Annotated in this window: 28 protein-coding genes; 19 read left to right on the top strand and 9 right to left on the bottom strand. The window is 72.5% G+C overall.

All coding sequences use genetic code 11. The annotated features are described in order from the left end of the window. Window positions 1–5: 5 nt before the first annotated feature. From K8U61_RS24470 to K8U61_RS24460, 3 genes are read right to left on the bottom strand one after another with little or no spacing between them, the layout of a single operon-like run. Window positions 6–1,220 (bottom strand): MFS transporter, encoded by a 1,215-nt coding sequence (locus tag K8U61_RS24470; protein WP_224125632.1) that lies wholly within the window; start codon window positions 1,218–1,220, stop codon window positions 6–8. Continuing rightward, complete coding sequence (locus K8U61_RS24465) at window positions 1,217–1,765, bottom strand: ArsR/SmtB family transcription factor (RefSeq protein WP_224125631.1); 549 nt, start codon at window positions 1,763–1,765, stop codon at window positions 1,217–1,219. Before K8U61_RS24465 ends, K8U61_RS24470 begins: the two co-directional genes overlap by 4 nt. A 29-nt stretch (window positions 1,766–1,794) precedes the next feature. Next, entirely contained in the window at window positions 1,795–3,591 is a 1,797-nt protein-coding gene (locus tag K8U61_RS24460) for an NAD-binding protein (RefSeq protein WP_224125630.1), read from the bottom strand. 60 nt (window positions 3,592–3,651) lie between these two features. Here K8U61_RS24460 and K8U61_RS24455 point away from each other — a divergent pair, with 60 nt between their 5' ends. Genes K8U61_RS24455 through K8U61_RS24445 form a run of 3 tightly spaced genes read left to right on the top strand, consistent with a single transcriptional unit; the run spans window position 3,652 to window position 6,045 of the window. Beyond that, window positions 3,652–4,443 (top strand): exodeoxyribonuclease III, encoded by a 792-nt coding sequence (locus K8U61_RS24455; RefSeq protein WP_224125629.1) that lies wholly within the window; start codon window positions 3,652–3,654, stop codon window positions 4,441–4,443. A 46-nt stretch (window positions 4,444–4,489) separates the two neighbouring features. Further along, window positions 4,490–5,563 (top strand): DNA recombination protein RmuC, encoded by a 1,074-nt coding sequence (locus K8U61_RS24450; RefSeq protein WP_224125628.1) that lies wholly within the window; start codon window positions 4,490–4,492, stop codon window positions 5,561–5,563. Continuing rightward, window positions 5,560–6,045 carry a DUF6542 domain-containing protein gene (locus K8U61_RS24445; protein WP_224125627.1) on the top strand — a complete coding sequence of 162 codons (486 nt, stop codon included), beginning with the start codon at window positions 5,560–5,562 and terminating at the stop codon, window positions 6,043–6,045. The genes K8U61_RS24450 and K8U61_RS24445 overlap by 4 nt, the downstream gene beginning before the upstream one ends. Here K8U61_RS24445 and K8U61_RS24440 read toward each other — a convergent pair. Together K8U61_RS24440 and K8U61_RS24435 are read right to left on the bottom strand one after the other, a co-directional pair. Next, the gene (locus tag K8U61_RS24440) at window positions 5,988–6,614 is read right to left on the bottom strand and encodes an L-threonylcarbamoyladenylate synthase (RefSeq protein ID WP_224125626.1); all 627 of its coding nucleotides are present in this window, start codon (window positions 6,612–6,614) and stop codon (window positions 5,988–5,990) included. The genes K8U61_RS24445 and K8U61_RS24440 overlap by 58 nt on opposite strands. Window positions 6,615–6,622: 8 nt before the next feature. Then, window positions 6,623–7,606: a 4-hydroxy-3-methylbut-2-enyl diphosphate reductase gene (locus tag K8U61_RS24435; protein ID WP_224125645.1), complete on the bottom strand. Its 984-nt coding sequence runs from the start codon at window positions 7,604–7,606 to the stop codon at window positions 6,623–6,625. A 76-nt stretch (window positions 7,607–7,682) separates the two neighbouring features. Between K8U61_RS24435 and xseA the strand changes: the two genes are divergently transcribed. Genes xseA through K8U61_RS24415 form a run of 4 tightly spaced genes read left to right on the top strand, consistent with a single transcriptional unit; the run spans window position 7,683 to window position 10,501 of the window. Beyond that, complete coding sequence (gene xseA, locus K8U61_RS24430; RefSeq protein WP_224125625.1) at window positions 7,683–8,930, top strand: exodeoxyribonuclease VII large subunit; 1,248 nt, start codon at window positions 7,683–7,685, stop codon at window positions 8,928–8,930. After that, window positions 8,914–9,141: an exodeoxyribonuclease VII small subunit gene (locus K8U61_RS24425; protein ID WP_224125624.1), complete on the top strand. Its 228-nt coding sequence runs from the start codon at window positions 8,914–8,916 to the stop codon at window positions 9,139–9,141. Before xseA ends, K8U61_RS24425 begins: the two co-directional genes overlap by 17 nt. Before the next feature lie 38 nt (window positions 9,142–9,179). Further along, entirely contained in the window at window positions 9,180–9,719 is a 540-nt protein-coding gene (locus tag K8U61_RS24420; RefSeq protein WP_224125623.1) for a SigE family RNA polymerase sigma factor, read from the top strand. Further along, on the top strand, window positions 9,716–10,501 hold the full coding sequence (locus K8U61_RS24415) for a hypothetical protein (protein WP_224125622.1): 786 nt from the start codon (window positions 9,716–9,718) through the stop codon (window positions 10,499–10,501). Before K8U61_RS24420 ends, K8U61_RS24415 begins: the two co-directional genes overlap by 4 nt. Window positions 10,502–10,524: 23 nt before the next feature. Here the strand turns inward: K8U61_RS24415 and K8U61_RS24410 are convergent, their stop codons facing one another. Further along, window positions 10,525–11,109 (bottom strand): DUF4245 family protein, encoded by a 585-nt coding sequence (locus K8U61_RS24410; RefSeq protein ID WP_224125621.1) that lies wholly within the window; start codon window positions 11,107–11,109, stop codon window positions 10,525–10,527. Between the two features lie 34 nt (window positions 11,110–11,143). Between K8U61_RS24410 and K8U61_RS24405 the strand changes: the two genes are divergently transcribed. From K8U61_RS24405 to glpX, 6 genes are read left to right on the top strand one after another with little or no spacing between them, the layout of a single operon-like run. Beyond that, window positions 11,144–12,379: an SLC13 family permease gene (locus tag K8U61_RS24405; RefSeq protein ID WP_224125620.1), complete on the top strand. Its 1,236-nt coding sequence runs from the start codon at window positions 11,144–11,146 to the stop codon at window positions 12,377–12,379. Window positions 12,380–12,403: 24 nt separating this feature from the next. Then, window positions 12,404–12,799: a TOBE domain-containing protein gene (locus K8U61_RS24400; RefSeq protein ID WP_224125619.1), complete on the top strand. Its 396-nt coding sequence runs from the start codon at window positions 12,404–12,406 to the stop codon at window positions 12,797–12,799. Beyond that, entirely contained in the window at window positions 12,796–13,557 is a 762-nt protein-coding gene (modA, locus tag K8U61_RS24395; protein ID WP_224125618.1) for a molybdate ABC transporter substrate-binding protein, read from the top strand. The genes K8U61_RS24400 and modA overlap by 4 nt, the downstream gene beginning before the upstream one ends. Before the next feature lie 13 nt (window positions 13,558–13,570). Next, complete coding sequence (locus K8U61_RS24390; RefSeq protein ID WP_443680497.1) at window positions 13,571–14,359, top strand: ABC transporter permease; 789 nt, start codon at window positions 13,571–13,573, stop codon at window positions 14,357–14,359. Beyond that, window positions 14,356–15,420, top strand: a complete 1,065-nt coding sequence (locus K8U61_RS24385; RefSeq protein ID WP_224125616.1) for a sulfate/molybdate ABC transporter ATP-binding protein — start codon at window positions 14,356–14,358, stop codon at window positions 15,418–15,420. The genes K8U61_RS24390 and K8U61_RS24385 overlap by 4 nt, the downstream gene beginning before the upstream one ends. Then, window positions 15,417–16,433 (top strand): class II fructose-bisphosphatase, encoded by a 1,017-nt coding sequence (gene glpX, locus K8U61_RS24380; protein ID WP_224125615.1) that lies wholly within the window; start codon window positions 15,417–15,419, stop codon window positions 16,431–16,433. Before K8U61_RS24385 ends, glpX begins: the two co-directional genes overlap by 4 nt. Here the strand turns inward: glpX and K8U61_RS24375 are convergent. Beyond that, window positions 16,398–17,249 (bottom strand): esterase/lipase family protein, encoded by an 852-nt coding sequence (locus tag K8U61_RS24375; protein WP_224125614.1) that lies wholly within the window; start codon window positions 17,247–17,249, stop codon window positions 16,398–16,400. The two genes, glpX and K8U61_RS24375, sit on opposite strands and share 36 nt — an antisense overlap. Window positions 17,250–17,359: 110 nt before the next feature. Between K8U61_RS24375 and K8U61_RS24370 the strand changes: the two genes are divergently transcribed. After that, window positions 17,360–18,304: an alpha/beta fold hydrolase gene (locus K8U61_RS24370; RefSeq protein ID WP_224125613.1), complete on the top strand. Its 945-nt coding sequence runs from the start codon at window positions 17,360–17,362 to the stop codon at window positions 18,302–18,304. Window positions 18,305–18,487: 183 nt separating this feature from the next. On the opposite strand, the gene K8U61_RS24365 is transcribed toward K8U61_RS24370, so the two are convergent. Beyond that, the gene (locus tag K8U61_RS24365; protein WP_224125612.1) at window positions 18,488–19,570 is read right to left on the bottom strand and encodes an ABC transporter ATP-binding protein; all 1,083 of its coding nucleotides are present in this window, start codon (window positions 19,568–19,570) and stop codon (window positions 18,488–18,490) included. Window positions 19,571–19,805: 235 nt separating this feature from the next. Between K8U61_RS24365 and K8U61_RS24360 the strand changes: the two genes are divergently transcribed. Genes K8U61_RS24360 through K8U61_RS24345 form a run of 4 tightly spaced genes read left to right on the top strand, consistent with a single transcriptional unit; the run spans window position 19,806 to window position 24,088 of the window. Then, entirely contained in the window at window positions 19,806–21,044 is a 1,239-nt protein-coding gene (locus K8U61_RS24360) for an extracellular solute-binding protein (protein ID WP_224125611.1), read from the top strand. After that, on the top strand, window positions 21,041–22,003 hold the full coding sequence (locus K8U61_RS24355; RefSeq protein WP_224125610.1) for a carbohydrate ABC transporter permease: 963 nt from the start codon (window positions 21,041–21,043) through the stop codon (window positions 22,001–22,003). The genes K8U61_RS24360 and K8U61_RS24355 overlap by 4 nt, the downstream gene beginning before the upstream one ends. Next, window positions 22,003–22,881: a carbohydrate ABC transporter permease gene (locus tag K8U61_RS24350; RefSeq protein WP_224125609.1), complete on the top strand. Its 879-nt coding sequence runs from the start codon at window positions 22,003–22,005 to the stop codon at window positions 22,879–22,881. Before K8U61_RS24355 ends, K8U61_RS24350 begins: the two co-directional genes overlap by 1 nt. 4 nt (window positions 22,882–22,885) lie before the next feature. Next, window positions 22,886–24,088: an ABC transporter ATP-binding protein gene (locus K8U61_RS24345; protein WP_224125608.1), complete on the top strand. Its 1,203-nt coding sequence runs from the start codon at window positions 22,886–22,888 to the stop codon at window positions 24,086–24,088. Here K8U61_RS24345 and K8U61_RS24340 read toward each other — a convergent pair. Beyond that, entirely contained in the window at window positions 24,085–24,666 is a 582-nt protein-coding gene (locus K8U61_RS24340; RefSeq protein ID WP_224125607.1) for a DUF1707 domain-containing protein, read from the bottom strand. The genes K8U61_RS24345 and K8U61_RS24340 overlap by 4 nt on opposite strands. A 37-nt stretch (window positions 24,667–24,703) precedes the next feature. Here K8U61_RS24340 and K8U61_RS24335 point away from each other — a divergent pair. Further along, window positions 24,704–25,145, top strand: a 442-nt coding sequence (locus K8U61_RS24335) for a fumarate hydratase (protein WP_443680496.1), incomplete at its 3' end; no start/stop codon positions are given.

Raw genomic sequence — 25,145 nt, 5'->3', positions numbered from 1 at the left:
CGCGATCAAACCAGGTCCGGCGCCGCCCGGAGGGAGAGTCCGCGGATCACCGGCCGGGACAGCGGGACCGCCATCGCACCCGCCATCGCCAGGCCGTACGCCGCACACGCGGCCGTCACGCCGACCGACCCGGCGAGCAGGCCGAAGAGGGCCATCGCCAGCGGCATCAGCACGTCGTCGCCGAGGCGGGTGATCGCGACCATCCGGCCGAGGTACTCGCCGTCCACGAGCGCGGTGAAGGTCGCGCCCAGGAGCGAGGACGCCGCGCCGGCGGTGACGCCGATGACCGTGCACGCGAGCGCGGTGGTCACGACCGTGCCGACGCCGATGCCGGCGATCGCGACGCCCTGGAGGACCAGCAGCCAGAAGCCGACCACCGCCTCCCGGGTGGGCCGCCAGCGGAGCAGGGTGGCGGCGCCGGCGGCCGCCCCGAGACCGACCAGGGCCTGCATCAGGCCGACCGCGCCCGCGCCCCAGCCGCCGTCCTGCGCGCGCAGCGCGACGCCGAGCGCGAGGGCCGGCGAGACCGCGAGGTTGAGGCCGGAGAGGGTGAGCACGAGGGTGCGGGTGGTCGACTCGTCGCGCAGGTGCGCGAAGCCGCGGGCGACCCCGCGCAGCACCGGCTCGGCCTCGGCACGGGGCAGCGGGTAGCGCGGCCGCAGCGCGACCGCGAGGTAGCCGACGACGATCGCGAAGGTCACGGCGTTGGCGACGGCTCCCCCGCCGAGCCCCCAGGTCGCGACCACGAGGCCGCCGACCGCGGCTCCACCCATGCTGCCCAGCCGGCTGATCGTCTGCCCGGCGCCGGTGTATGCCGGCAGCTGGTCGGGCGCGACCAGCTGGCGGCCGATCGTCGCCGCCGAGGGCTCGTAGACCGCGTCGCAGACACCGAAGGCCACCGCCGCGACGACCAGCACCGGCACCGTCGTACCGGCCGTGAGCACCCAGACCGACGTCGCGACCAGGACCGCGATGCGGGCCAGGTTGACGACGAGCATCACCCAGCGCGCCTCGAGGCGGTCGGCGACCACGCCGCCGAGGAGCAGCACGACGGCCCGCGGCAGCGTGCCGGCGGCGACGACGAGGCCGGCGACGGCGGGGCTGGCGACGTGCACCGCGGTCCAGGCGACGGCGACCGTCCAGAGCGCGTCGCCGGCGTCGGAGAGCCCCTTGACGAGCAGCCAGCCGAGGGCGAGTCGGTCGCGGACCACGACGCTCACGGCCGGGTCGGGAAGCCGTGGGCGAAGACGAAGACCGGCTCCCGGTCGGCTCCGTCGTCGAGGTCGATGCCGTCGCGCCACTCCTGCACCGCCGCGTGCAGCGCCGCCTGGAGCGCCACGAGCTCGTCGGGCGTGGCCTTCGCTAGGTATTCGGTGCTGAACGCCGCCCGCCGCCACGCCGGGTCGGCCTGGTCGGAGCCGCGCTTCCAGGCGGAGAGCTTGGCCAGCTGGTGGTCGATGTTGAGCCGCTCGGCGGCCCGCGCCTGGGTGCGGTCGGCCGCGTGGTCGAAGTCCTCCACCGACCAGGTCAGCGTGTCCTGCGCGAGCCGCCACCAGCTGGTGCGCCCGTCGGCGGCGAGCTCGGGCGCCGCGGCGACGATGCCGGCGCGCTCGAGCATCCGCAGGTGGTGGCTGATGCTGCCGACCTGCTGCTCGAGGTCGCGGGCGAGGGAGCCGACCTGCGCGGGGCCGTGCAGGTAGAGGTGGTCGATGATCCGTCGCCGCGTGGGGTGGTGGACGGCGCGAAGGGTCTCGATCGAGGTCACGGGGTGACGCTAGGCAGCGTCGCCGACATCTACAAGGTTTCTTGTACATCTCCGGTGGTACGCCGCGCCGGGCTCGGCGCATCGGTGCGCAGCAGGTGCAGGAGCTCCTCGTAGGGCCCCACCAGGAAGGCGGTGTCCCCCGCCGCGAACCGGGTGTCGCGCCGCGGCTTGTGCTCGGCCGGCCCGCCCTCGCGGACCAGCGAGACGACGAGGATCCGCGCCGCGAGGTCCCGCATCGCGAGGCCGTCCAGCCCGCTGCCCGGGCGTACGTCCAGGCGGGCGACGAGCATCGGCCGGTCACCGACGTAGAAGGTGTCGATCACGTCGAGGCCGAGGGCGGCGCCCACGAACCACGGCGCGGCGAGCGCGGCGGGGGAACGCACGAAGCGGAAGTCGAAGCTGGTCGCGACCGTGTCCGCGAGCCGCTGGTCGAAGAGCCGCAGCACCACCGGGACGGTCGGCCACCGCTCGCCGAGGAGGTCGCGGACGGCCAGGCCGGCCTCCAGGTTGGCGAGGTCGTCGCTGGTCATCACCGCGACCGCTCGGGCCCGGTCGAGCCGGAGGCTGGCCAGGGTCTCGGGGAGGGTCGCGTCGGCGGTGACGACCGGGACCTGCTTCTCGCGCAGCTGGCCCAGGAAGCGGTTGCCCTCGTCGCCGTCGACCGCCACGACCTCGGTGCCGGCGGCCCGCAGCCCGTCGACGACGGCGACGCCGATCGACCCGACGCCGACCACGATCACGTGGCCGTCGAGGCCGGTGATCCGCCGACGGCCGAGGGTCTCCTCGATCCGCCGCCCGATGAGCGCGTTGGTGAGCAGCGCGAAGAAGACGGTCGCCAGGGTCGCGCCGACGACCATCAGGCAGATCGCCCACAGCCGCAGCCACGGGTGCTGGTCGCGGAAGTAGAAGTCGCCGTAGCCGACGGTGCCGATGGTCTCGACGGTGAAGTAGAGGGCGTCCAGCGGCGTCATCCGACGCCCGCTGGGCTCCTCGTAGCCGACCAGCAGCATCGTCATCGACGCGGCGATCAGGCCCAGCAGGGCGAGTAGCGCGAGCTTGATCCGGCGGTCGATGTCGGCGACCAGGTCGCGCAGCAGGGAGCGCTGCGCCCGGGGCGGCCGCGGGGCCCGGGCGCCGACGAACGCCGGCGCCGTGGCGGTACGCCGCGCGCCCGGGTCGATGTCGCCGATCTCGTCGGGCGTCCCGACCACGACGACCGTGTCGCCGGCCTCGACCTCGGTGTCGCGACCGGGCGCGACGGCCGCGCGCCCGGTCGCCGCGGGCACCACGGCGATCGGCGCCAGGTCGCCGTACAGGTCGCGGAGCCGCCCGGGCCGCAGGCAGGTCGTCTCCACCACGCGGAAGCTCTCCGCGCCGAGGCGGAGCGTCCAGGCGCCGCTGCGCAGGCAGGCCTCGACGACCGAGGGCGCGGTCAGCCTCGCCACGTCGAGCACCGCGACGCCGACGTCGGCGAGCGCCCGGCCGACCGCCGCGTTGCGCAGCTGGACGACGACCCGCAGCTCGGGCCGGAGCTCGCGGGCGAGCAGCGCGGTCGCGAGGGTCTGGAGGTCGTCGCTCTCGGCGCAGACCAGCGCCAGTGCACCAGCCAGCCCGGCGGTGGCGAGGGTGGCCGGCTCGCGCGCGTCGGCCGCGACGTACGGCACCTGCAGGACGCGCAGCGCCTCGACCAGCCGGTGGTCGGGCACCGGGTCGACGACCACCACCGGCACCCCGACGGCGTGCAGCTGCTCGACCACGCGCAGGCCCTCGTCGTGCAGGCCGCACACGATGACGTGCCCGCTCCACTCCGACGTCGCCTGCGTCATGCGCCACAGGGTGACGGGCGGACGTGTCACCCGTGTTAACCCGGCCCCTAGGCTGGACCGGTGCGCATCGCGACCTGGAACGTCAACTCCCTCCGCACCCGCATCGACCGCGTCGAGGCCTTCCTCGACCAGCACGAGATCGACGTCCTCGCGGTCCAGGAGACCAAGGCGCGCGAGGAGCAGCTGCCGCTGATGGGCCTGCAGGCGCGGGGGTACGACGTGGCCGCGGCCGGGACGAACCAGTGGAACGGCGTCGCGATCATCAGCCGGGTGGGGCTCGACGACGTGGTCACCGGCTTCCCCGGCCAGCCCGGCTGGGCCAAGGACGACGGCCCGGCCGACATCGAGTCCCGGGCGATCGGTGCGACCTGCGGCGGCGTCCGGGTCTGGTCGCTCTACATCCCCAACGGCCGCAAGCCCGACGACCCGCACTACGCCTACAAGCTGGAGTGGTACGCCGCGCTGCGCACCGCCGCGCAAGACTGGCTCGGCGGCGATGCGGCCCTGGTCGGCGACTGGAACGTCTGCCCCACCGACGACGACGTCTTCGACGTCGCCCAGTTCAAGAACTCCACCCACGTGACCCCCGCCGAGCGGGAGGCGTTCTTCCGGTTCGCCGAGGACGGCTGGGTCGACACCGTGAAGCCGCACGACCCGTCGTACACCTACTGGGACTACTACCGGCAGCGCTTCGAGCGCGACCGCGGCCTGCGGATCGACTTCGTGCTCGGCTCGCCGTCGCTGGCCGGCCGCGTCACCGGCGCCTTCGTCGACCGCGACGCCCGCGACCCCGCCCAGGGCACCGGCGCCCCCTCCGACCACGCCCCGGTCGTCGTCGACCTCGCCGACTGAGGGTCGTTCCACCGCCGGTGTCGGTACCCCCCGCCACACTGGCCCCATGAACCCCGTGACGCTCTTCCTCACCCTGCTCGTCGGGCTCGGCCTCGGTGTCGTGCTCGGCGTGCTGTGGTCGCGTTCCCGGACCACCACCATGACGACGTACGCCGCCGGCCTGGTCGACCAGGCCGACGTGATGCAGGGCCTCGACCGGCTCAGCGACCAGATGCGCGACCTCGACCACCAGCGGGCGACCTGGCAGGGGCAGCTCAACCAGCAGGTGCTCGACATGCGGCACACCGCCGAGGGGCTGCGCCGCGAGACGCAGTCGCTGGCGACCGCGCTGCGCAAGCCGCAGGTGCGGGGCCGGTGGGGCGAGCTCCACCTGCGCCGCGCGGTCGAGCTGGCCGGGCTGGTCGACCGCTGCGACTTCACCGAGCAGACCCGGCTCGACGACGGCGCCCGCCGACCCGACCTCGTCGTGCACCTGGTCGGCGGTCGCCGGGTGGTCGTCGACGCCAAGGTGCCGCTCGACGCCTACCTCGACGCCACCTCGACCGACGACGAGGACGAGCGGCGCCACCACCTGCGCCGCCACGTCGGGCAGCTGCGCACCCACATCGACCAGCTCGGCTCCAAGCAGTACTGGCGGTCGCTGGACGAGAGCCCGGAGTTCGTCGTCCTCTTCGTGCCCGCCGAGTCCTTCCTCGCCGCGGCGCTGGAGACCGACGGCGGGCTGATCGAGCACGCCGCCACGCGCCAGGTGGTGCTCGCGACGCCCACCACGCTCATCGCGCTCCTCCGCACGGTCGCCCACGGGTGGAGCCACGAGGTGCTCGCCGACCGCGCCCGCGAGGTCCACGACCTGGGCCGCGAGCTGCACGCCCGGCTGGCGACGATGAACGGCCACCTCGACCAGCTCGGCCGCTCGCTGACCGCTGCCGTCGGCCACTACAACCAGACGATCGGGTCCCTGGAGTCGCGGGTCCTGGTGAGCGCCCGGAAGCTCGGCGACCTGCCCGCGCCCCGCCAGGTGGACGCCGCCAGCCGGTCCATATCACCCACCGAGCTCCGGGTCGTGCAACGGCGCGCCGCCGACGGTGACGAGAGCGGGGACCATACCCTCGCCCTGTGAGCCACAGCCAGACCCTGTGGGAGGAAGGCCACGAGCCGGGCCGCCAGGTGGTCCTGCTCGGGCTGGCGCTCGTCCTGACGGCGGTCGCCCTCGACATCGTGGTCTTCGACCACGTCGGCTGGCTCTTCGACCTCGGCTTCGCGGCGACCTGCGTCGCGGTCGCGCTCGCCGTGCGCCAGCGCGACTTCTTCACCGTCGGCGTGCTGCCGCCGCTGCTGATGATGGGCGTCTTCCTGCTGCTCGGGGCCACCCGACCGGCGGTGATCGCCGACCGGACCGACGGCATCGTGCAGGCCGTGGTGTCCGGGCTCGCCCACCACGCGACCGCGCTGGTGGTCGGCTACGCCCTGACCCTGGCCACCCTCGCCATCCGGCACCGGGTGCTGGCCCAGGGCCGGACCCAGGCCCAGCGTCAGGCCCAGGCTCAGGCGGCCTCGAACCGGCTCGGGTCGCCCGCGCCGACCCGCACGACCTCCGGGTAGCCCTCCGACCAGTCGATCACGGTGGTCGGCTCGGCCAGGGTCTCCCCCGCCTCGACCACGATGTCGACCTGGTGGTCGAGCTCCTCCTTGATCTCCCAGCCCTGGCTGCGCGGCTCGGTCTCGCCGGGCAGGATCAGCGTGCTGGTGAGCAGCGGCTCGCCGAGCTCCTCGAGCAGCGCCTGGACGAAGACGTGGTCGGGGATGCGGACGCCGACGGTGCGCTTCTTCGGGTGCATCAGCCGGCGCGGCACCTCGGCGGTCGCCGGCAGGATGAACGTGTAGGGCCCGGGCGTCGCGCCCTTGATCGCCCGGAACGCCGTGTTGCTGATCTGCACGAACTGCCCGAGCTGGGCGAAGTCCTTGCACATGAGCGTGAAGTGGTGGCGGTCGTCGAGACCACGGATCCGCAGGATCCGGTCGCGGCCGTCACGGTTGTCGAGCCGGCTGCCGAGCGCGTAGCCCGAGTCGGTCGGGTAGGCGATCAGCTGGTCGTCGCGCAGCGCGTCGGCGATCTGGCCGAGCAGGCGCGGCTGCGGGTTGTCCGGGTGGACGTCGAGGTAGCGAGCCACGTCGTACCTCAGACCCGTCCCGCTGCCTTGAGGTCGCGGCGCAGCTCCTTGGGGAGCGCGAAGATCAGCGACTCCTCGGCGCTGTGCACCGCCCGGGCGTCGGGGTAGCCCCGCTCCGCGAGGTAGGCGAGCACGCCCTCGACCAGCGCCTCCGGCACGCTCGCCCCCGAGGTGACGCTGACGGTGCGGACGCCGTCGAGCCAGGCCTCCTCGATCTCCGTGGCGTCGTCGACGCGGTACGACGCCTTGGCGCCCGCCTCGAGCGCGACCTCGACGAGGCGCACGGAGTTGGAGGAGTTGCCCGAGCCGACCACGATCACCAGGTCGGTGCCGGCGGAGATCTCCTTGACCGCGAGCTGACGGTTCTGGGTGGCGTAGCAGATGTCGTCGCTGGGCGGGTCGAGCAGCTCGGGGAAGCGCTCGCGGATCGCGGCCACGGTCTCGAGGGTCTCGTCGACCGACAGCGTGGTCTGCGAGAGCCACGCGACCCGCTTCGGGTCGCGGACCACGATGCCGGGGACGTCGGCCGGGCTCTGCACGAGCTGGATGTGGTCGGGCGCCTCGCCCGCGGTGCCCTCGACCTCCTCGTGGCCGGCGTGGCCGATGAGGAGGATGTCGTAGTCCTCGTTGGCGAAGCGCTTGGCCTCGTGGTGCACCTTCGTGACCAGCGGGCAGGTCGCGTCGATGGTCTTGAGGTCGCGGGACTCGGCCTGGCGGTGGACCTCTGGGGAGACGCCGTGCGCGGAGAAGACCACGGTCTCGCCGGCCGGCACCTCGTCGAGCTCCTCGACGAAGATCGCGCCGCGCGCCTCGAGGTCGGCGACGACGTGCTTGTTGTGGACGATCTGCTTGCGCACGTAGACGGGCGCGCCGTAGAGGTCGAGCGCCTTCTCCACGGTGATGACGGCGCGGTCGACGCCGGCGCAGTAGCCACGCGGTGCCGCCAGGAGGACGGCCTTCTCGGCCTCGTCCGGCGACAGGATCGGCGGCATGCCCATATTGGTCGGAAGGCCGGTCGTCATGCCGTCCAGTCTAGAGAGGTCGGTGGCATCCCCTAATCTCGCGGGCATGGCACTGGAGACCTCCCTCGAGTCGCCGGCGCCGGTCCGCCAGATCGCCAACGCGGTCGCGGGCTGGATCGACCGGCTCGGCGCGGTGTGGGTCGAGGGCCAGGTGGCCCAGGTCAGCCGCCGGCCGGGGATGGCGACCGTCTTCATGACCCTGCGCGACGCGGTCGCCGACATCTCGGTCCCGGTGACCTGCTCGCGGGTGCTCTTCGACGGCCTCAACCCGCCGCTGGTCGAGGGCGCCAGCATCGTCGTGCACGCCAAGCCGTCCTACTACGCCAACCGCGGCACCTTCTCCCTCTACGCCCGCGACATCCGGATGGTCGGCCTCGGCGAGCTGCTCGCCCGGCTCGAGCGGCGCCGCCAGCTGCTCGCCGCCGAGGGCCTCTTCGCCGCCGAGCTCAAGCGTCCGCTGCCCTTCCTGCCCGGCACCGTCGGCCTCGTCACCGCCCCCACCAGCGCGGCCGAGCGCGACGTCCTGGAGAACGCCCGCCGGCGCTGGCCCGCGGTCGCCTTCGAGGTCGCGTACGCCGCGATGCAGGGCCCGCGCTCCGCGGCCGAGGTGATCGAGGCCGTCGAGCGCCTCGACCGCAACCCCGCCGTCGAGGTGATCGTCGTCGCCCGCGGCGGCGGCTCGGTCGAGGACCTATTGCCCTTCTCCGACGAGGCGCTGATCCGCGCGGTCGCGAAGGTCCGCACCCCGGTCGTCTCCGCGATCGGCCATGAGCCCGACACCCCCCTGCTCGACCTGGTCGCCGACGTCCGCGCCTCGACGCCGACCGACGCCGCCAAGCGGGTGGTCCCCGACGTCGTCGAGGAGCTGCGCAACGTCGGCCGCGCCCGCGACCGGCTCCGCGGCGCGCTCGCCGGGTGGTTGGCGCGGGAGCAGGCCGGGCTCGACGCCCTGCGCTCCCGGCCCGCGCTCGCCGACCCCCGCTCGCTGGTCGACGCCCGGATCGACGAGGTCGCGCAGCTGCGCGACCGGGCCCGCCGCACCTTCGGGCACCGGCTCGACCGGGCCACCGACGAGATCGGCCACCAGCGCGCCCGCGCCCGGGCGCTCTCGCCCCTGGCCACGCTCCAGCGCGGGTACGCCGTCCTCCAGGACTCCGAGGGCCACGTCGTCACCTCCGTCGCGGGCGTCGCCGCCGGCGCCCCGGTCAGCGTGCGGGTCGCCGACGGCCGCATCCACGCCACCACCACCAGCACCGAGACGATCGACAGGGAGCCCGATGCCGAAGAAGAGTGAGCAGCAGGAGACCCCGTCGTACGAACAGGCGCGCGAGGAGCTCGTCGAGGTGGTCCGCGCCCTCGAGGCCGGCGGCACCACCCTCGAGGAGTCGCTCGCCCTCTGGGAGCGCGGCGAGCAGCTCGCCACCATCTGCCAGGACTGGCTCGACGGCGCCCGCCAGCGGCTGGACTCGGCGATCGAGGGCGACCAGGACCCGGACGAGGACTGATCTGCAACATTCCGGGCACCCCACCCCTCTGGAAGGGTGTGAAGACCGAACTGCTGGACGAGGCGGTGACCGTGGCGCACCGGCCCGCCACCTTCGAGGAGCTCGTCGCCGCCACCGGTGACCGGATGCTGCGGACCGCCGTGCTGCTCACCGGGGACCGGCACGCCGCGGAGGACCTGGTGCAGAGCGCGTACGCCCAGGCGTTCGCGCGGTGGCGCCTGGTCAGCCGGGCGGAGAACCCGACGGCGTACGTCCGGGCGATCCTCACCCGCGTCTTCCTCTCCGACCGGCGCCGCAAGCGGGTGGCCGAGCTGCCGCTCCTCGACGGCGTCGACGCACCGGCCGCGACCGGCGACGCCACGCTGCGTCTGTCCCTGCTCGACGCGCTCGCGACGCTGCCACCGACCGATCGCGCGGTGCTGGTGCTCCGCTACTTCCACGACCTCCCGGTCGCCGAGGTCGCGACCCAGACCGGCCTGTCCGAGTCCGCCTGCCGCACCCGCGCCTCCCGTGCGCTGGCCCGGCTCCGCACCCACTTCCCCGACCTCGCCGACCACGAAGGAGAGGACCCCCGATGATGCTCCGCGACCAGCTCGAGGACGCCGTCGCCGACGTCGCCGCCGACCTCGCCACCCTGACCACCGCGTCCCGCAGGCAGGGCCTGGGCATCCGGCGCCGCCGCCGGGCCCTCGCTGCGGTCGGCGCCGTCGCGGCGGTCACCGTGCTCGCGGTGACCGGCTACGCGCTGCGCCCGGGAACGCCTGAGATCCACGTCTCCGACGGACCGCCGTCGACCGGTACCGAAGCCGATCTCAGCGGCGAGTCCGCGCCGATCACGGCGGCCGGCACCGCGGCCGCGCTCCAGGACGCCGTCGCCTCGGTCGCCCACGGCACCTTCGGCCGCTTCCAGGGCGACGTGTCCGGAGGCGAGGCGCTGGCGGCGCTGCTCTTCACCCCCCTCGGGAGCAACGGCCCCGCGGGGCAGGTGATGGTCAACCTGCAGCCCCTGCTGCGCAGCGTCGGCGGGCCGCCGTACACCTGCGAGTCCTTCATGACCGACTGTTCCGTCCGCGAGCTCCCCGACGGCGACACGTTGCGCACCTACCACGACGACGGCGACTCCGAGTTCGGCGCGGCGTCCAAGCGCCTGGTCGCCGAGGTGCTGAGCCCGGACCGGCACCTCCGGGTCGTGGTCTTCGCGCTCAACACCAACCCGTGGGCGGGCGGCGAGTACCAGACCGAGCCGGTGCTGGCACTGCACGGGCTCAGCGAGATCGCGCGGCAGCCGTGGTGGAGCACGACGGAGCTGCCGGAGGAGTACGTCGAGGCCGGCCGGGACCTCGACCTCTACCCCGGGTAGCACCCGGGCGGCCGTCGAGGGCCCTAGGACACCGTCGAGGGGTCGAGCTTCGCGGTGGTCAGCGACTCGACGAGGTCGCGGAGGTCGTCGGCATCGCCGGAGCTGTAGACGAGCACCGTGTCGTCGCCGATCTCGGTCGTCCACGCGTGGTCGCCGTCGGTGTCGGTCCAGCTGTGCCACGAGCCGAGGTCGGTGACCAGCGGCTTGGTGTCGTCCTCGGTCGCGGCCTCCCCGACGTACGTCGCGATCAGGCCGTGGTCGGAGGCGTCCTCCTGGTGGATGCCGGCGGTGTGCTCGTCGGCGGTCGTGAAGACCATGTCGACCGCCGGTCGGTCACCGGGCAGGTACGACGCGTCCTTGACGTACCAGCCGTCCGGGAGCGACGGCGGGTAGACCGGCTTCAGGCCGAGCTGCTGGACGCTGGTGACCAGCTCGAGGTAGTCGATGTGGTCGGGCTCGTAGTCCGGGGTGTCCCGGAACGCGCCGCGGAAGACGACGATCCCGAGGACCACCAGCACCAGCACGATCATCGACCCGACCAGCCCGCCGAAGGAGCGGTTGTAGCGCCCGGGGGTCCCGCTCTGCCCGGTCTGGCTGGTCTGGCTCACCGGCAGAGTTTCTCAGGTGCTCTAGTGTCGCCGCGTGGCGGCCCTCGACGTGATCCCCGTGGTCGCCCTGGTCGCCCTGCTCGTGACGGCCTACTCCCACCCGCGGGGCCGGGTCGAGGCCGGGGTCGGTCTCGCCGCCGCCGCGGTCACGCTCGCGACGGGGATCCTCAGCTGGTCGGACGTCGAGGACACGCTGCGCCACCTCGGGCCGGTCGTCGTCTTCCTCGTCACGATCCTCGTCGTCGCCGACGTCTGCGGCCGCGCCGGCCTCTTCACCGCCGCGGCCGCGCGGGTGCGGGACCTCGGCCACGGCCGGCCGGTGCCGATCTTCACCGGTGTCTTCCTGCTGGCCGCCGCCGTCACCGCGGTGCTGAGCCTCGACGCCACCGTCGTCCTCCTCACGCCCGTCGTCGTGGCCGCCGCGGTCGCGACCGGCACGTCGTACCGCCCGGGCGTCCACGCCTGCCTGCGGATGGCCAACTCCGCCTCGCTCCTGCTGCCGGTCTCCAACCTGACCAACCTGCTCGCGATGCCGCACCTCGACCTCACCTTCGGCGGCTTCGCCCTGGTGATGGCGCCGGTGCTCGCCGTCGTCCTCGTGGTGGAGTACGTCGCGCTCCGGCTGCTCTTCCGGCGCGAGCTGGCCGCCGAGCCGGAGCTCGCCGGGCCGACCGAGCGCCCGGACCTGCCGCTGGTCCCGCTCGTCGTGGTGCTGGCGATGCTGGCCGGCTTCGCGCTGGTCTCGCCGTTCGGCATCGAGCCGTGGGTGGTGTCCCTGGCGGCCGCGGTCGTGCTCGTCGCGTGGGGCCGCAGCCGGGGGCTGGTCGGGGTCGGCGAGGCCGTCCACGCCGCGCACCCGGCGTTCGCGCTCTTCGTGCTCTGCCTCGGCATCGTGGTCGCGGCGCTGGCGGCCGGCTTCCTCGGCGACTGGGTGACCGACCTGGTCCCCGACGGCACCGGCTTCGTCAGCCTGCTGGGGATCGCGCTGCTCGCGACGCTGCTCGCCAACCTGCTCACCAACCTGTCGGCGACCCTGCTCGTCGTCCCCCTCCTCGCGCCGCTCGGCGACACCGCGGTGCTCGCCGCCCTGCTCGGCCTCAACATCGGCTCCGGCCTCAGCTACACCGGCTCGCTCGCCAACCTGTTGTGGCGTCGCGGCATGGTCCGGCTGCAGCACCCGCCCTCGATGCGGGAGTTCCACCGCGTCTCGCTGATCGTCACCCCGATCAGCCTGATTTCCGCAGTTGCGGTCCTGTCACTCGTCACGTGACCGCAGATGCGGCATGATCGCCGCGTGACGACGTACCGGATCGCGGAGGCAGCCGAGCTCCTCGGCGTCAGCGACGACACCATGCGCCGCTGGGTCGAGGCGGGCCGCGTGGCCAGCACCAAGGAGGACGGGAGGACCGTCGTCCCGGGCGCGGACCTCGCCGCCCTGGCCGAGTCGCTGGCGGACCACCCCGACCGCGAGGCCACGCGCGCGTCCTCGGTCAGTGCGCGCAACCGGCTCGCCGGCATCGTCACCAAGGTCGTCAAGGACACCGTCATGGCCCAGGTCGAGATGGTCTGCGGCCCCTACCGGATGGTGTCCCTGATGAGCAGCGAGGCCGCGACCGAGCTCGGCCTCGAGCCCGGCGTCCGCGCCATCGCCTCCGTCAAGTCCACCAACGTCGTCGTGGAGCGTCCATGAAGAAGCTGCTCGTCCCCCTGGCCCTCGCCCTGGTCCTGCCCTTCGCTGCGTGCGGCAGCGACGACAGCGACGGCGGCGGGAGCGACACCACCCTCACCGTCTACGCCGCGGCCTCCCTGACGTCGACGTTCGAGAAGATCGCCGACGAGTTCGAGGCCGCTCACGACGGGGTCGAGGTGAAGCTGAGCTTCGGCGGCTCCTCCGACCTGGTGACCCAGATCCAGGAGGGCGCCCCGGCCGACGTGTTCGCCTCGGCCGACACCGCGAACATGGACAAGCTCGTCGACGCCGACCTCACCGGCGCCGACCCGCAGGACTTCGCGACCAACACCCTCGAGATCGCGACCCCGCCCGACAACCCGGCCGGCATCGCCAGCTTCCAGGACCTCGCGAAGGACGGCGTCGACCTCGTCGTCTGCGCGCCCGAGGTGCCGTGCGGGGCCGCGACGCAGACGATGGCCGACAAGCTCGGCCTCACCCTCCACCCGGTCAGCGAGGAGGAGTCGGTCACCGACGTGCTCGCCAAGGTCACCTCCGGAGAGGCCGACGCCGGCGTCGTCTACGTCACCGACGTGACGGCCGCGGGCGACGCCGTCAACGGGGTCACCTTCCCGGAGTCCGGCAAGGTCGTGAACACCTACCCGATCGCGCCGGTCGCGGACAGCAAGAACGCCGACCTCGCGGACGAGTTCATCCAGATGGTCGTCGGCGACACGGGCCAGCAGATCCTGGGAGACGCCGGCTTCGGGCAGCCTTAGCCGTGTGGACCCAGTGAGGAGCGAGCGGCCGGTCGGGGTCCCCGCCTGGATCTTCGTCCCGGCCGCGCTCGGCGGTGCGCTGGTGCTGCTGCCGCTCGCCGGCATGCTCAGCCGGGTCGAGTGGGGTGACTTCTGGAGCCTGGTCTCCTCCGACTCCGCGCTCACCGCGCTCTCGCTGAGCCTGCGCACCTCCGCCGCCAGCACGGTCCTGTGCCTGGTGCTCGGCGTACCGATGGCGCTCGTGCTCGCCCGCACCCGCTTCCCCGGGCAGGGCGTCGTACGCTCCCTCGTGCTGCTGCCACTGGTGCTGCCGCCGGTGGTCGGCGGCATCGCGCTGCTCTACACGTTCGGGCGCCGCGGCCTGCTCGGCGGACAGCTCGACGCGCTCGGCGTCCAGGTCGCGTTCTCGACGACCGCGGTGGTGCTCGCGCAGACCTTCGTCTCGCTGCCGTTCCTGGTGGTCAGCCTGGAGGGCGCGCTGCGCAGCGCCGGGTCGCGCTACGAGACGGTGGCGGCCTCGCTGGGCGCGCGCCCGACCACCGTCTTCCGGCGGGTGACGCTGCCGCTGGTGCTCCCCGGACTGGTCTCGGGCGCGGTCCTGTCCTTCGCCCGCGCGCTCGGCGAGTTCGGTGCGACGATCACCTTCGCCGGCAGCCTCGAGGGCACCACCCGCACGCTGCCGCTCTTCATCTACAACCTGCGGGTGACCGACCCCGACGCGGCGGTCGCGATGTCGCTCGTGCTGGTCGTGGTCGCGGTCCTGGTGATCGCGGCCGCGCGGCCGGGACGGAGCACGACGTGAGCCTGCGCATGGAGGCCCGGGTGCTCGACCGGGACGTGGACGTCGCGCTGGAGGTCGGCGACGGCGAGACCGTCGCCGTGCTCGGTCCCAACGGCGCCGGCAAGTCCACGCTCCTCGCGGTGGTCGCCGGCCTCCTGCGGCCCGACGCCGGCCGCGTCGAGCTCGACGGCCGCGAGCTCACCGGACCCCGCGCCTGGGTCGCACCGCACGACCGCCGGGTCGCGCTGCTCGCCCAGGACCCCCTGCTCTTCCCGCACCTGAGCGCGCTGGAGAACGTCGCCTTCGGCCCGCGCAGCGCCGGCACCCGTCGTACGGCGGCGCGCACGGCCGCCCAGGACTGGCTCGACGAGGTCGGGGTCGGCGAGCTCGCCGACCGGCGGCCGGGCCAGCTCTCCGGCGGGCAGGCGCAGCGCGTCGCGGTCGCCCGGGCGCTGGCCGCCGAGCCGCGGGTGCTGCTGCTCGACGAGCCGATGGCCGCCCTCGACGTCGCGGTCCGGCCGGCGCTGCGCCAGGTGCTGCGCCGCGTGCTCGCCGGCCGCAGCGTCGTCCTGGTCACCCACGACGTGCTCGACGCGCTGCTGCTCGCCGACCGGGTCGTCGTGGTCGAGGGCGGCCGGGTGGTCGAGGAGGGACCGACCGACGCGGTGCTCACCCGCCCGCAGTCCGCGTTCGCGGCGCGGGTCGCCGGCCTCAACATGGTCACCGGCACCTGGCGCGACGGAGCCGTCGTCGCCGCGGACGGCACCACGGTCGCCGGCCTCGCCGACGGCCCGGCACCCGCCCCGGACGAGCCGGTCGTGGCGGTCTTCCGGCCCAGCGCCGTCTCGGTCTTCCGCGACGCCCCGGGCGGCAGCCCGCGCACCAGCCTCGCCGTACGCGTGACCGAGCTGGAGCCGCACGGCGACCAGGTGCGGGTCCACGCCGGCCACCTCGCCGCGGACATCACCGTGCACGCCGCCGCCGACCTCGACCTCGCACCCGGATCCGACGTCGTGTTCGTCGTCAAGGCGAGCGAGGTCACGGTCTACGGCAACGCGGGCCCGCTAGAGTCCGCCCCATGAGTGAGAGCCTCGCCGTCGCCCCGGAGTCTCCCGACCGCAACCTCGCGCTCGAGCTGGTGCGGGTGACCGAGGCCGCCGCGATGGCCGCCGGCCGCTGGGTCGGCCGGGGCGACAAGAACGGCGCCGACGGGGTCGCGGTCAACGCGATGCGGGTGATGATCTCGACGATCGGGATGAACGGCACCGTCGTGATCGGCGAGGGCGAGAAGGACAACGCCCCGATGCTCTACAACGGCGAGCGGGTCGGCGACGGCACCGGCCCCGAGTGCGACGTCGCGGTCGACCCGATCGACGGCACCACCCTGACCGCCAAGGGCATGACCAACGCGGTGTCGGTGCTCGCGGTCTCCCCGCGCGGCTCGATGTACGACCCGTCCGCCGTCTTCTACATGGAGAAGCTGGTCACCGGGCCCGAGGCCGCCGACGTCGTCGACATCCGCGTCCCCGTGGCGGAGAACATCGCCCGCGTCGCGAAGGTGAAGGGCAAGAACGCCAGCGACGTCACCGTGATGGTGCTCGACCGCCCGCGGCACGCCGGGCTGGTCGAGGAGATCCGGGCGACCGGGGCGATGATCAAGTTCATCAGCGACGGCGACGTCGCCGGCGCGATCATGGCGGCCCGGCCCGAGACCGGCATCGACCTCCTGCTCGGGGTCGGCGGCACGCCCGAGGGCATCATCACCGCCTGCGCGATGAAGGCGCTCGGCGGCGTGATCCAGGGCCGGCTCTGGCCCCAGGACGACGACGAGCGCCAGAAGGCGATCGACGCCGGCCACGAGCTCGACCCCGACCACGTGCTCACCACCGACACGCTGGTCACCGGCGACGACTGCTTCTTCGTCGCGACCGGCATCACCGACGGCGAGCTGCTCCGCGGGGTGCGCTACCGCGCCGGCGGCGTGACGACCCACTCGCTGGTGATGCGCTCGCGCAGCGGCACGATCCGCTCGATCACCTCCGAGCACCAGCTCCAGAAGCTACGCGCTTTTGCCGCGATCGACTTCGACAGCTGAGGCGTCCGCGGCCCGCAGCAGCGAGCCACTCACCACGTCGAGGACCCGCGGGTCCCACGCCATGCCGAGGTGCGAGGCCGTGACCTCGACGGCGTGCGCCAGCGGATCGATGCAGGCCCGCCAGTCGACGATGCCGTCGCGCCGGGAGTAGACCGCGGTGAAGCCGACGTCGGCCGGCAGCGCCGTGCGGCTCTCGTCGAAGCTCCGCCGCGCGCACGCACCGGCGACGCAGTCCTCGGCCATCAGGCCGGGCACGCCGGCCCGGCTCAGCCGCACCAGCAGCTCCAGGCTGGCCGACAGGCTGGCGTGGTGGGCGCCCGGGGCGAGCATCGGGCTGCCCAGCGTGACGATGTTGGACACCAGGTCGGGACGGCGTACGGCGATGCCGCGGGCGAGCATCCCGCCGAGGCTGTGCCCGACGATCTGCACCCGCGACTCGCGACGCAGCGCGATCGTCTCCAGCCGCGCCTCGAGCTGGGCCGCCGCGCTCAGGGTGCAGCCGATGTTGGCGTGGATGTGCGAGCGGTAGGTGCGGAAGCCCTGCGCCCGCAGCGAGCGCGCCATCAGCGCGAGGGTGCCGTCGCCGGCGAGGAAGCCGGGGACCAGCAGCACCGGGTCGCCGTGGCGGCTGCCCTCGCGGGCGGCGTACGGCGTCGCGCGGCGCGTGCGCCGGTCGCCCGCGACCCGGTGGACGAAGCGGCCCATCTCGACGACCGCGCTCGCCTCACGCAGCACCGACGCGGGGTGCGGGCAGGCGAAGCCGTGCGGGAGCAGGAAGCTCGCCACCGCTGCCGGGCGTGGTGTGGCCTGGGTCACGCTGTCCACGTTACGTGCTCGAAACACGGAATCACCGTCATTCCGCGGACTGGTTGCCGATTCGAGATCCACCGTTCCTCCTGTCCCCCGGCACCTGCTTGACTGGCGAGGTGCCGTCCCGCTCCCGAACTACCCGCTCCGACGAGGCCCCAACCCCCGCCCCGATCCCCGTCTCCGAGGAGCTCCTCGCGCCCGTCGGCCGCGGCATCGAGCTGTGCTACCAGACGTTCGGCGACCCCGACGGGGACCCGCTCCTGCTGGTGATGGGCCTGGGCGGCCCGATGACCTGGTGGGACCCCGAGCTCTGCCGGGACCTGGCCCGCGCCGGCTTCCACGTCATCCGCTTCGACAACCGCGACACCGGACGCTCGACGATCGTGGACGCGAAGGTCGCCCGCGGCGCCGTCGTCCGGGCCTTCGCCGGAGGCCGGGTGCGACCGCCGTACGGCCTCGGCGACCTGGCGGACGACGCGTTCGGGCTCCTCGACCACCTCGGGCTCGCGTCCGCGCACGTCGTGGGCGTCTCGATGGGCGGCATGATCGCGCAGACCATGGCGATCGCGGGACCGGACCGGGTGCGGTCGCTGACCAGCATCATGTCGACGACCGGGAAGCGCACGGTCGGCTGGCAGCACCCCTCGCTGTACCCGTCGCTGCTCGCACCCCGCAAGCCCGGCCGCGACGCCTACATCCGCGGCAGCGCGGCCTTCTGGCGGCTGACCGGCTCGCCGGCCTACCCCCAGAGCATCGAGGCGGTCGAGAAGCGGGCGGCCGACACCTACGACCGCGGCACCGAGCCGATGGGCGTGGTGCGCCAGATGCTGGCCGTGCTCACCCAGCCCAACCGCAGCTCCCGGCTGCACGGCGTCCGGGTGCCGACCCTGGTCGTGCACGGGCTGGCCGACAAGATGGTGCACGTCTCCGGCGGCCGGGCCACCGCCGCCGCGGTCCCCGGCGCGGAGCTGCTGCTCGTCGACGGCATGGGCCACGACCTCCCGCCGGCCCTCTTCGAGACCTTCGTCGCCGCGATCCGGCGTACGGCTGACCGCGCCTGAAATGCCGAGTCGGGGGGGGGGGGGGGGGGGGGGGGGGGGGGGGGGGGGGGGGGGCGGGGGGGGGGGGGGGGGGGCGGCGGCGGGGGCCCCCCCCGCCCGCCACCCCGCCGGGGGCCCCCCCCCCCCCCCGCCCGGGCCCCCCCCCCCCCCCCCCGACTCGAGGGTGAGACAGCGCCGGCTCGGCTAGTCGGAGAGGCGCTCGCCGGTGTCTGTGTCGAAGACGTGGACGTTGGCCGGGTCGGTCGTGACGTACATCGTCTCGCCCTTCTGCGGGTGGTTGCGCCCGCTGACCCGGATCACGATGTTGTTGGGCGTGCCCTCGACACCGCTGGTGCCGTGGACGAAGGCGTCGGCGCCGAGGTCCTCGACCACGGTCACCCGGACCGGCAGGCCGGCGTCGCTGTTGCCGACCACGCGCCACGACTCCGGCCGGACGCCGACGGTGATGTTGCCCTGCATCTTCTTCGCGGCGCCGGGGTCGACCGGCACGAGGTAGTCGCCGATCTTCGCCTGGCCGTTGTCGGCCTTGGCGTCGATGAGGTTCATCGCGGGTGAGCCGATGAAGCCGGCCACGAAGAGGTTGACGGGCTTGTCGTAGAGGCCGAGCGGGGTGTCGACCTGCTGGAGGTAGCCGTCCTTCATGACCGCGACGCGGTCACCCATCGTCATCGCCTCGACCTGGTCGTGGGTGACGTAGACCGTGGTGACGCCGAGGTCCTGCTGGAGCTTGGCGATGTCGGTGCGGGTCTGGACGCGCATCTTGGCGTCGAGGTTGGACAGCGGCTCGTCCATGCAGAAGACCTGCGGCTGGCGGACGATCGCGCGGCCCATGGCGACGCGCTGGCGCTGACCGCCGGAGAGCGCCTTCGGCTTGCGGTCGAGGTACTCGGTCAGGCCGAGGATCCGGGCCGCCTCACCGACGCGCTTGTTGCGCTCCTCGGTGGGGACCTTCGCCATCTTGAGGGCGAAGCCCATGTTGTCCGCGACGGACATGTGGGGGTAGAGCGCGTAGTTCTGGAACACCATCGCGATGTCCCGGTCCTTCGGGGGCATGTGGGTGATCTCGCGATCCCCGATGAAGATCTTCCCCTTGTTGACCTCTTCGAGACCCGCGAGCATCCGCAGGGTCGTGGACTTGCCGCAACCGGAGGGGCCGACGAGGACCATGAACTCCCCGTCGCCGATCTCGAGGCTGATGCCCGGCACCGCGGGCTTGTCGGCGCCGGGGTACCAGCGCTGCGCCTCTTCGAAACGCACAGTGGCCATGCTTCAACAACTCCTTCACCGGCAGGTACGTGCCGGACGATCCGTAGTAAAGGTGAGCGGGCTCACAGTAGCCGGTCGGGCCAGCGGGTGGGAACGCGCCCACGGGTCGAGCCGCCCGCGCGGGTTTCCGCCTCTGGGTTTACAAGGACCGCCGAGAGGACTAGATGTGATGGAGACCACTCGGGAGGTGGAGCGCATGGATCGTGTACGGCGAAGCGCTGCAGCAGCCGCGGCAGTGCTGACCGTCTCAGGGCTTCTCGCCGCCTGCTCGGCCAGCGCGGACTCGGGCAAGACGCAGCTGACCTGGTACATCAACCCGGACAGCGGCGGACAGGCCAAGGTCGCCGCCAACTGCAGCACCGACGACTACACGATCACCACCCAGGTCCTCCCCCAGGACGCCAACGAGCAGCGGATCCAGCTGGCCCGCCGCCTGGCCGCCCACGACTCCGGCATCGACATCATGAGCATCGACCCGCCGTTCACGGCGGAGTTCGCGAACGCCGGCTTCCTGGCTCCGCTGCCGCAGGACCTCCAGGACAAGCTCACGCAGCAGTCCTTCCAGGGCGCGACCGACGCCGCCACCTGGGACGGCAAGCTGGTCGTCGCGCCGTTCTGGTCCAACACGCAGGTGCTCTGGTACCGCAAGTCCTTCGTCGAGAAGGCCGGCATCGACATGAGCCAGCCCGTCACCTGGGACCAGATCATCGACGCCGCGTCGAAGAACGGCGGCAAGGTCGCCGTCCAGGCCAACAAGTACGAGGGCTACGTCGTCTGGATCAACGCGCTGATCTCCGGCGCCGGGGGCGAGCTGGCCTCCGACACCGAGAAGGGCCTCGACATGAAGCTCGAGATCGACTCGAAGGCCGGCGAGGACGCCGCGGCGGTGATCGAGAAGCTCGCCCACTCCTCGGCGGCACCCGCGGACCTCTCGGTCGCCCAGGAGGGCCAGGCGGGCAGCACCTTCGGCGGTCCGCAGGGCGCGTTCATGGTCAACTGGACCTACATCTACAACAGCTACGAGGCGAGCAACCCCGGCTTCAACAAGGACATCGGCTACACCCGCTACCCGCAGACGGTCGCGGGCCAGGAGTCGCGGCCGCCGTACGGCGGCATCGGGCTCGGCGTGAGCACCTACTCCGACCACGTCGACGAGGCGATGCAGGCCATCGAGTGCATCACCAGCCCGGAGAACCAAGAGGTCAACGCGGAGATCACCGGCAACATGCCGGCGAGCGTCGCCGGCTACGAGGCCAACGGGAACGCCCTCCAGAAGACCTACCCCGCCGACCTGCTCAAGCTCTTCCAGGAGAGCCTGGACGCGGCGGCGCCGCGCACCGTGACGCCGTACTGGAGCGACATCTCCGGCGGCCTCCAGTCGACCTGGCACCCGCCGTCGTCGGTCAGCTCGAGCACCCCCGCGGACTCGCAGAAGTTCATCGACGACGTCCTCCACGGAAGGAGCCTGCTGTGAGCACCACGGACGCGGGTGCCGCAGCGGCCCCGGCTGCCCCGCCAGCCAAGAAGCGTCCGGTCGTGAGCGACCGCTCGCGAGCGGAGAACCGGCTCGGCCAGCGGCTGGTGCTGCCCGCGGTCATCGTGATGCTGCTCGTCACCGCGTGGCCGATGATCCAGGCGCTCTACCTCTCGCTCTTCCGCTACCGGCTGACCACGCCGGACGACAAGTCGTTCGTCGGGCTCTCCAACTACGGGACCGTCCTCACCGACTCGCTCTTCTGGCAGGACACCCTCAACACCGTGATCATCATGGTGGTCACGGTCGCCGTGGAGCTGGTGATCGGCTTCGCCTTCGCGATGGTGATGCACCGCATCGTCTTCGCCCGCGGCGCGATCCGGACCGCGATCCTGATCCCCTACGGCATCATCACCGTGGTCTCGGCGTACGCCTGGCAGTTCGCGTTCAGCCTCAACAACGGCTTCGTCAACGCGTGGTTCTCCTGGCTGCCGTGGATCTCGCCCGACACCAACTGGTTCGGCAGCCACTGGCCGGCGATGTTCGCGATCATGGTCTCCGAGATCTGGAAGACCACGCCGTTCATGGCGCTGCTGCTGCTCGCCGGGCTCTCGCAGGTCTCCGAGGACATGCTCGAGGCCGCGAAGGTCGACGGCGCCACCTGGTGGCAGCGGCTGTGGAAGGTGATCCTCCCGAACATGCGGGCCGCGATCATGGTCGCGGTGCTCTTCCGTGCGCTGGACGCCTTCCGGATCTTCGACAACATCTACGTGATGACGCGCGGCGCCCAGGACACGGAGTCGTCCTCGTTCCTGACCTATCGCCAGGTCATCCAGCAGTTCCAGCTCGGGCTCGGCTCGGCGCTGTCCGTGCTGCTCTTCCTGACCGTGCTGCTGCTGGCGTGGCTGATCGTCCGGCTCTTCCGGGTCGATCTGGCCCAGGCCCGAGGGGAGGCCTGATGGCCACGACATCACGGGCAACCCGCAACGTCGTCGGCACCTGGGTCGGCTTCGTGATCATCCTGGTCTGGTGCCTGCTCCCGGTCGTGTGGATCCTGTCGCTGTCCTTCAAGGGCTCCGGCGAGACCGCGGCCGGCAGCCCGCACTTCCTGCCCCAGGACTGGACCCTGCAGAACTACCGGGACATCCTCGGCATCGGCAGCGTGACGCCCGGCCAGGAGACCACCAACAACGACTTCCTCGACGCGCTGCGCAACTCCTTCGGCATCGCGATCATCGCGACGCTGCTGTCGGTCGTCTTCGCGACGCTGGCGGCGTACGCGATCGCGCGGCTGGAGTTCAAGGGCAAGCGGTTGGTGCTCTCGCTGGCCCTGGCGATCGCGATGTTCCCGGTGGTCGCGCTCGTCGGCCCGCTCTTCGACCTGTGGCGCACGCTGCACCTCTTCAACACCTGGCCGGGCCTGATCATCCCCTACATGTCCTTCACGCTGCCGCTGGCGATCTGGACCCTGTCGGCCTTCTTCCGCGAGATCCCGTGGGAGATGGAGCAGGCCGCCCAGGTCGACGGCGCGACGTCGTGGCAGGCCTTCCGCAAGGTGATCGTCCCGCTCGCGGCGCCGGGCGTCTTCACCGCGGCGATCCTGACTTTCTTCTTCGCGTGGAACGAGTTCGTGCTCGCGATCTCGTTGACCTCCACGACCGACTCGCGCACGGTGCCCGCCCAGCTGTCCTTCTTCGTCGGACCCGACCCGTTCAACCCGCCGTACGGCCTGCTCGCCACGGCCTCCGTGGTGGTCACCGTCCCGATCATCATCATCGTCCTGCTGTTCCAGCGAAAGATCGTCGCCGGTCTCACCTCCGGCGCGGTGAAGGGGTGACCCGATGGCCTCCATCGACATGAAGAACATCGTCAAGCAGTACGGCGACGGCTTCCCGGCCGTGAACGACGTCAGCATCGACGTGCAGGACGGCGAGTTCATGATCCTCGTGGGTCCGTCGGGCTGCGGGAAGTCGACGCTGCTGCGGATGATCGTCGGCCTGGAGGACATCACCTCCGGCGACATGATGATCGGCGACAAGCGGGTCAACGACCTGGCGCCGCGCGACCGCAACCTCGCCATGGTGTTCCAGAACTACGCGCTCTACCCGCACCTGACGGTCTACGAGAACATCGCGTTCCCGCTGCGGCTGGCCAAGGCGCCGGACGCCGAGGTCGACGAGAAGGTGCGCGCGGCGTCCAAGACGCTGGAGCTCGACGAGCACCTCGAGCGCAAGCCCGGCAACCTCTCCGGTGGTCAGCGCCAGCGCGTCGCGATGGGCCGGGCGATCGTCCGCGAGGCCGACGCCTTCCTCTTCGACGAGCCGCTGTCCAACCTCGACGCCAAGCTGCGCGGGCAGATGCGCACCGAGATCTCACGGCTGCAGAAGCGGCTCGGCATCACCACGGTCTACGTCACCCACGACCAGACCGAGGCGATGACGCTCGGCGACCGCGTGGCCGTGCTCAAGCGCGGCGTCCTGCAGCAGCTGGCCACCCCGCGCGAGCTCTACGAGAACCCCGGCAACCTCTTCGTCGCCGGCTTCATCGGCTCACCGCCGATGAACTTCCTGCCCGCCACGGTCGAGGGCACGTCGGTGAAGCTGCCCTTCGGCACCGTCGAGCTGCCCCGCGAGAAGGCCGAGAAGGCCGCCGGCAAGGGCCTGCTGATGGCCGGCATCCGGCCCGAGCACTTCGAGGACGCCTCGGTGAAGACCGAGAAGGCGTCGGGCTCGACGTTCACGGCCAAGGTCGAGGTCGTCGAGTGGCTCGGCAACGAGACCTACGCCTACATCCCGTTCGAGGCCCCGCCGGAGGTCGAGGAGCAGCTGCGCCAGCTCGAGCGGGACCTGGACGGCGAGTCGCTGCACACCCAGCTGGTCGTGTCGCTGGACGGCGCCAGCCGGATCACCGAGGGCGAGGAGGCCGAGATCTGGGTCGACGGTTCGAAGATGCACCTCTTCGACCCGGCCACCGGCGAGAACCTCACCGTCGACCACGAGCACGCCGGGCGGATCCCGAGCGCGACCGAAGGGGCCCCCGCCTAGCTCCTGCGCTCCACCGAGACGCCGCCCCACACGGCGACGCCGCGCACGCGCACGGTCGGACGGCTCGGGTCGACGATCCCCAGCGCGTCGTTCGGCCCGGAGTAGCCGCCCATGATCCCGGTGCCCTCCATCACCACGTTGACGTCCGGCCCGACGGTGATCTGGGCGCCGCCCATGAAGCAGCTGACCGAGATCACGACCTCCGGCGCGGAGAACCGCGCCTCGCGCAGGTCGAGGTCGGCGCCGCCCATCATCGCGAAGACCTTGAGGTGCTGGGGCACCACCCAGACGCCCGTGCGCTCGAGGCCGCTCAGGATCGCCAGGTGCCGCTCCGACTCCGGTCCCGCGACGACGGGCGTGCTCGCCGGCCGGGACGCCGGTAGGACGGGCAGGTCCCGAGTGATCGGCACCAGGTCGGCGTAGGTGCGGGCGGCGTACGTCGCCTCCAGCCGCTCGTCGAGCTCGTCGAGGTCGAGCCGCCCCGCCCCGGCGGCCTCGCGCAGCTGCTCGGCGACCCGGTGACGGTCGTCGTCGGAGATGCGCATGCTGGACGAGTCGGGCTCGAGCGGTCCCTCCATGCCGAGCAGCGTAGCCGTCGGGATACCCTCGGGGTTCGTGAGCGAAGCAGAGTTCCGGTACAGCGACCTCCTCCCGACCGGGAAGGACGAGACGCCCTACCGCCTCGTCACCACCGAGGGCGTCTCGACCTTCGAGGCCGACGGGCAGACCTTCCTCAAGGTCTCGCCCGAGGCGATCCAGCGGCTGACCGCCGAGGCGATGCACGACATCAGCCACTACCTGCGGCCCGCGCACCTCGCGCAGCTCCGCAAGATCATCGACGACCCCGAGGCGTCCGGGAACGACCGCTTCGTCGCGCTCGACCTGCTCAAGAACGTCAACATCTCCGCCGGCGGCGTGCTGCCGATGTGCCAGGACACCGGCACCGCGATCGTGATGGGCAAGAAGTCCGAGGGCGTGCTGACCGGCATCGAGGACGGCGAGGCGATCTCGCGTGGTGTGTACGACGCCTACACGAAGCTCAACCTGCGCTACAGCC

It is taken from the genome of Nocardioides mangrovi (assembly GCF_020073815.1).
GTDB classification, from domain to species: Bacteria; Actinomycetota; Actinomycetes; order Propionibacteriales; family Nocardioidaceae; genus Nocardioides; species Nocardioides mangrovi.
Note: the sequence above shows the minus strand (reverse complement) of the source record. Positions and strands in the feature narration are given on the sequence as shown.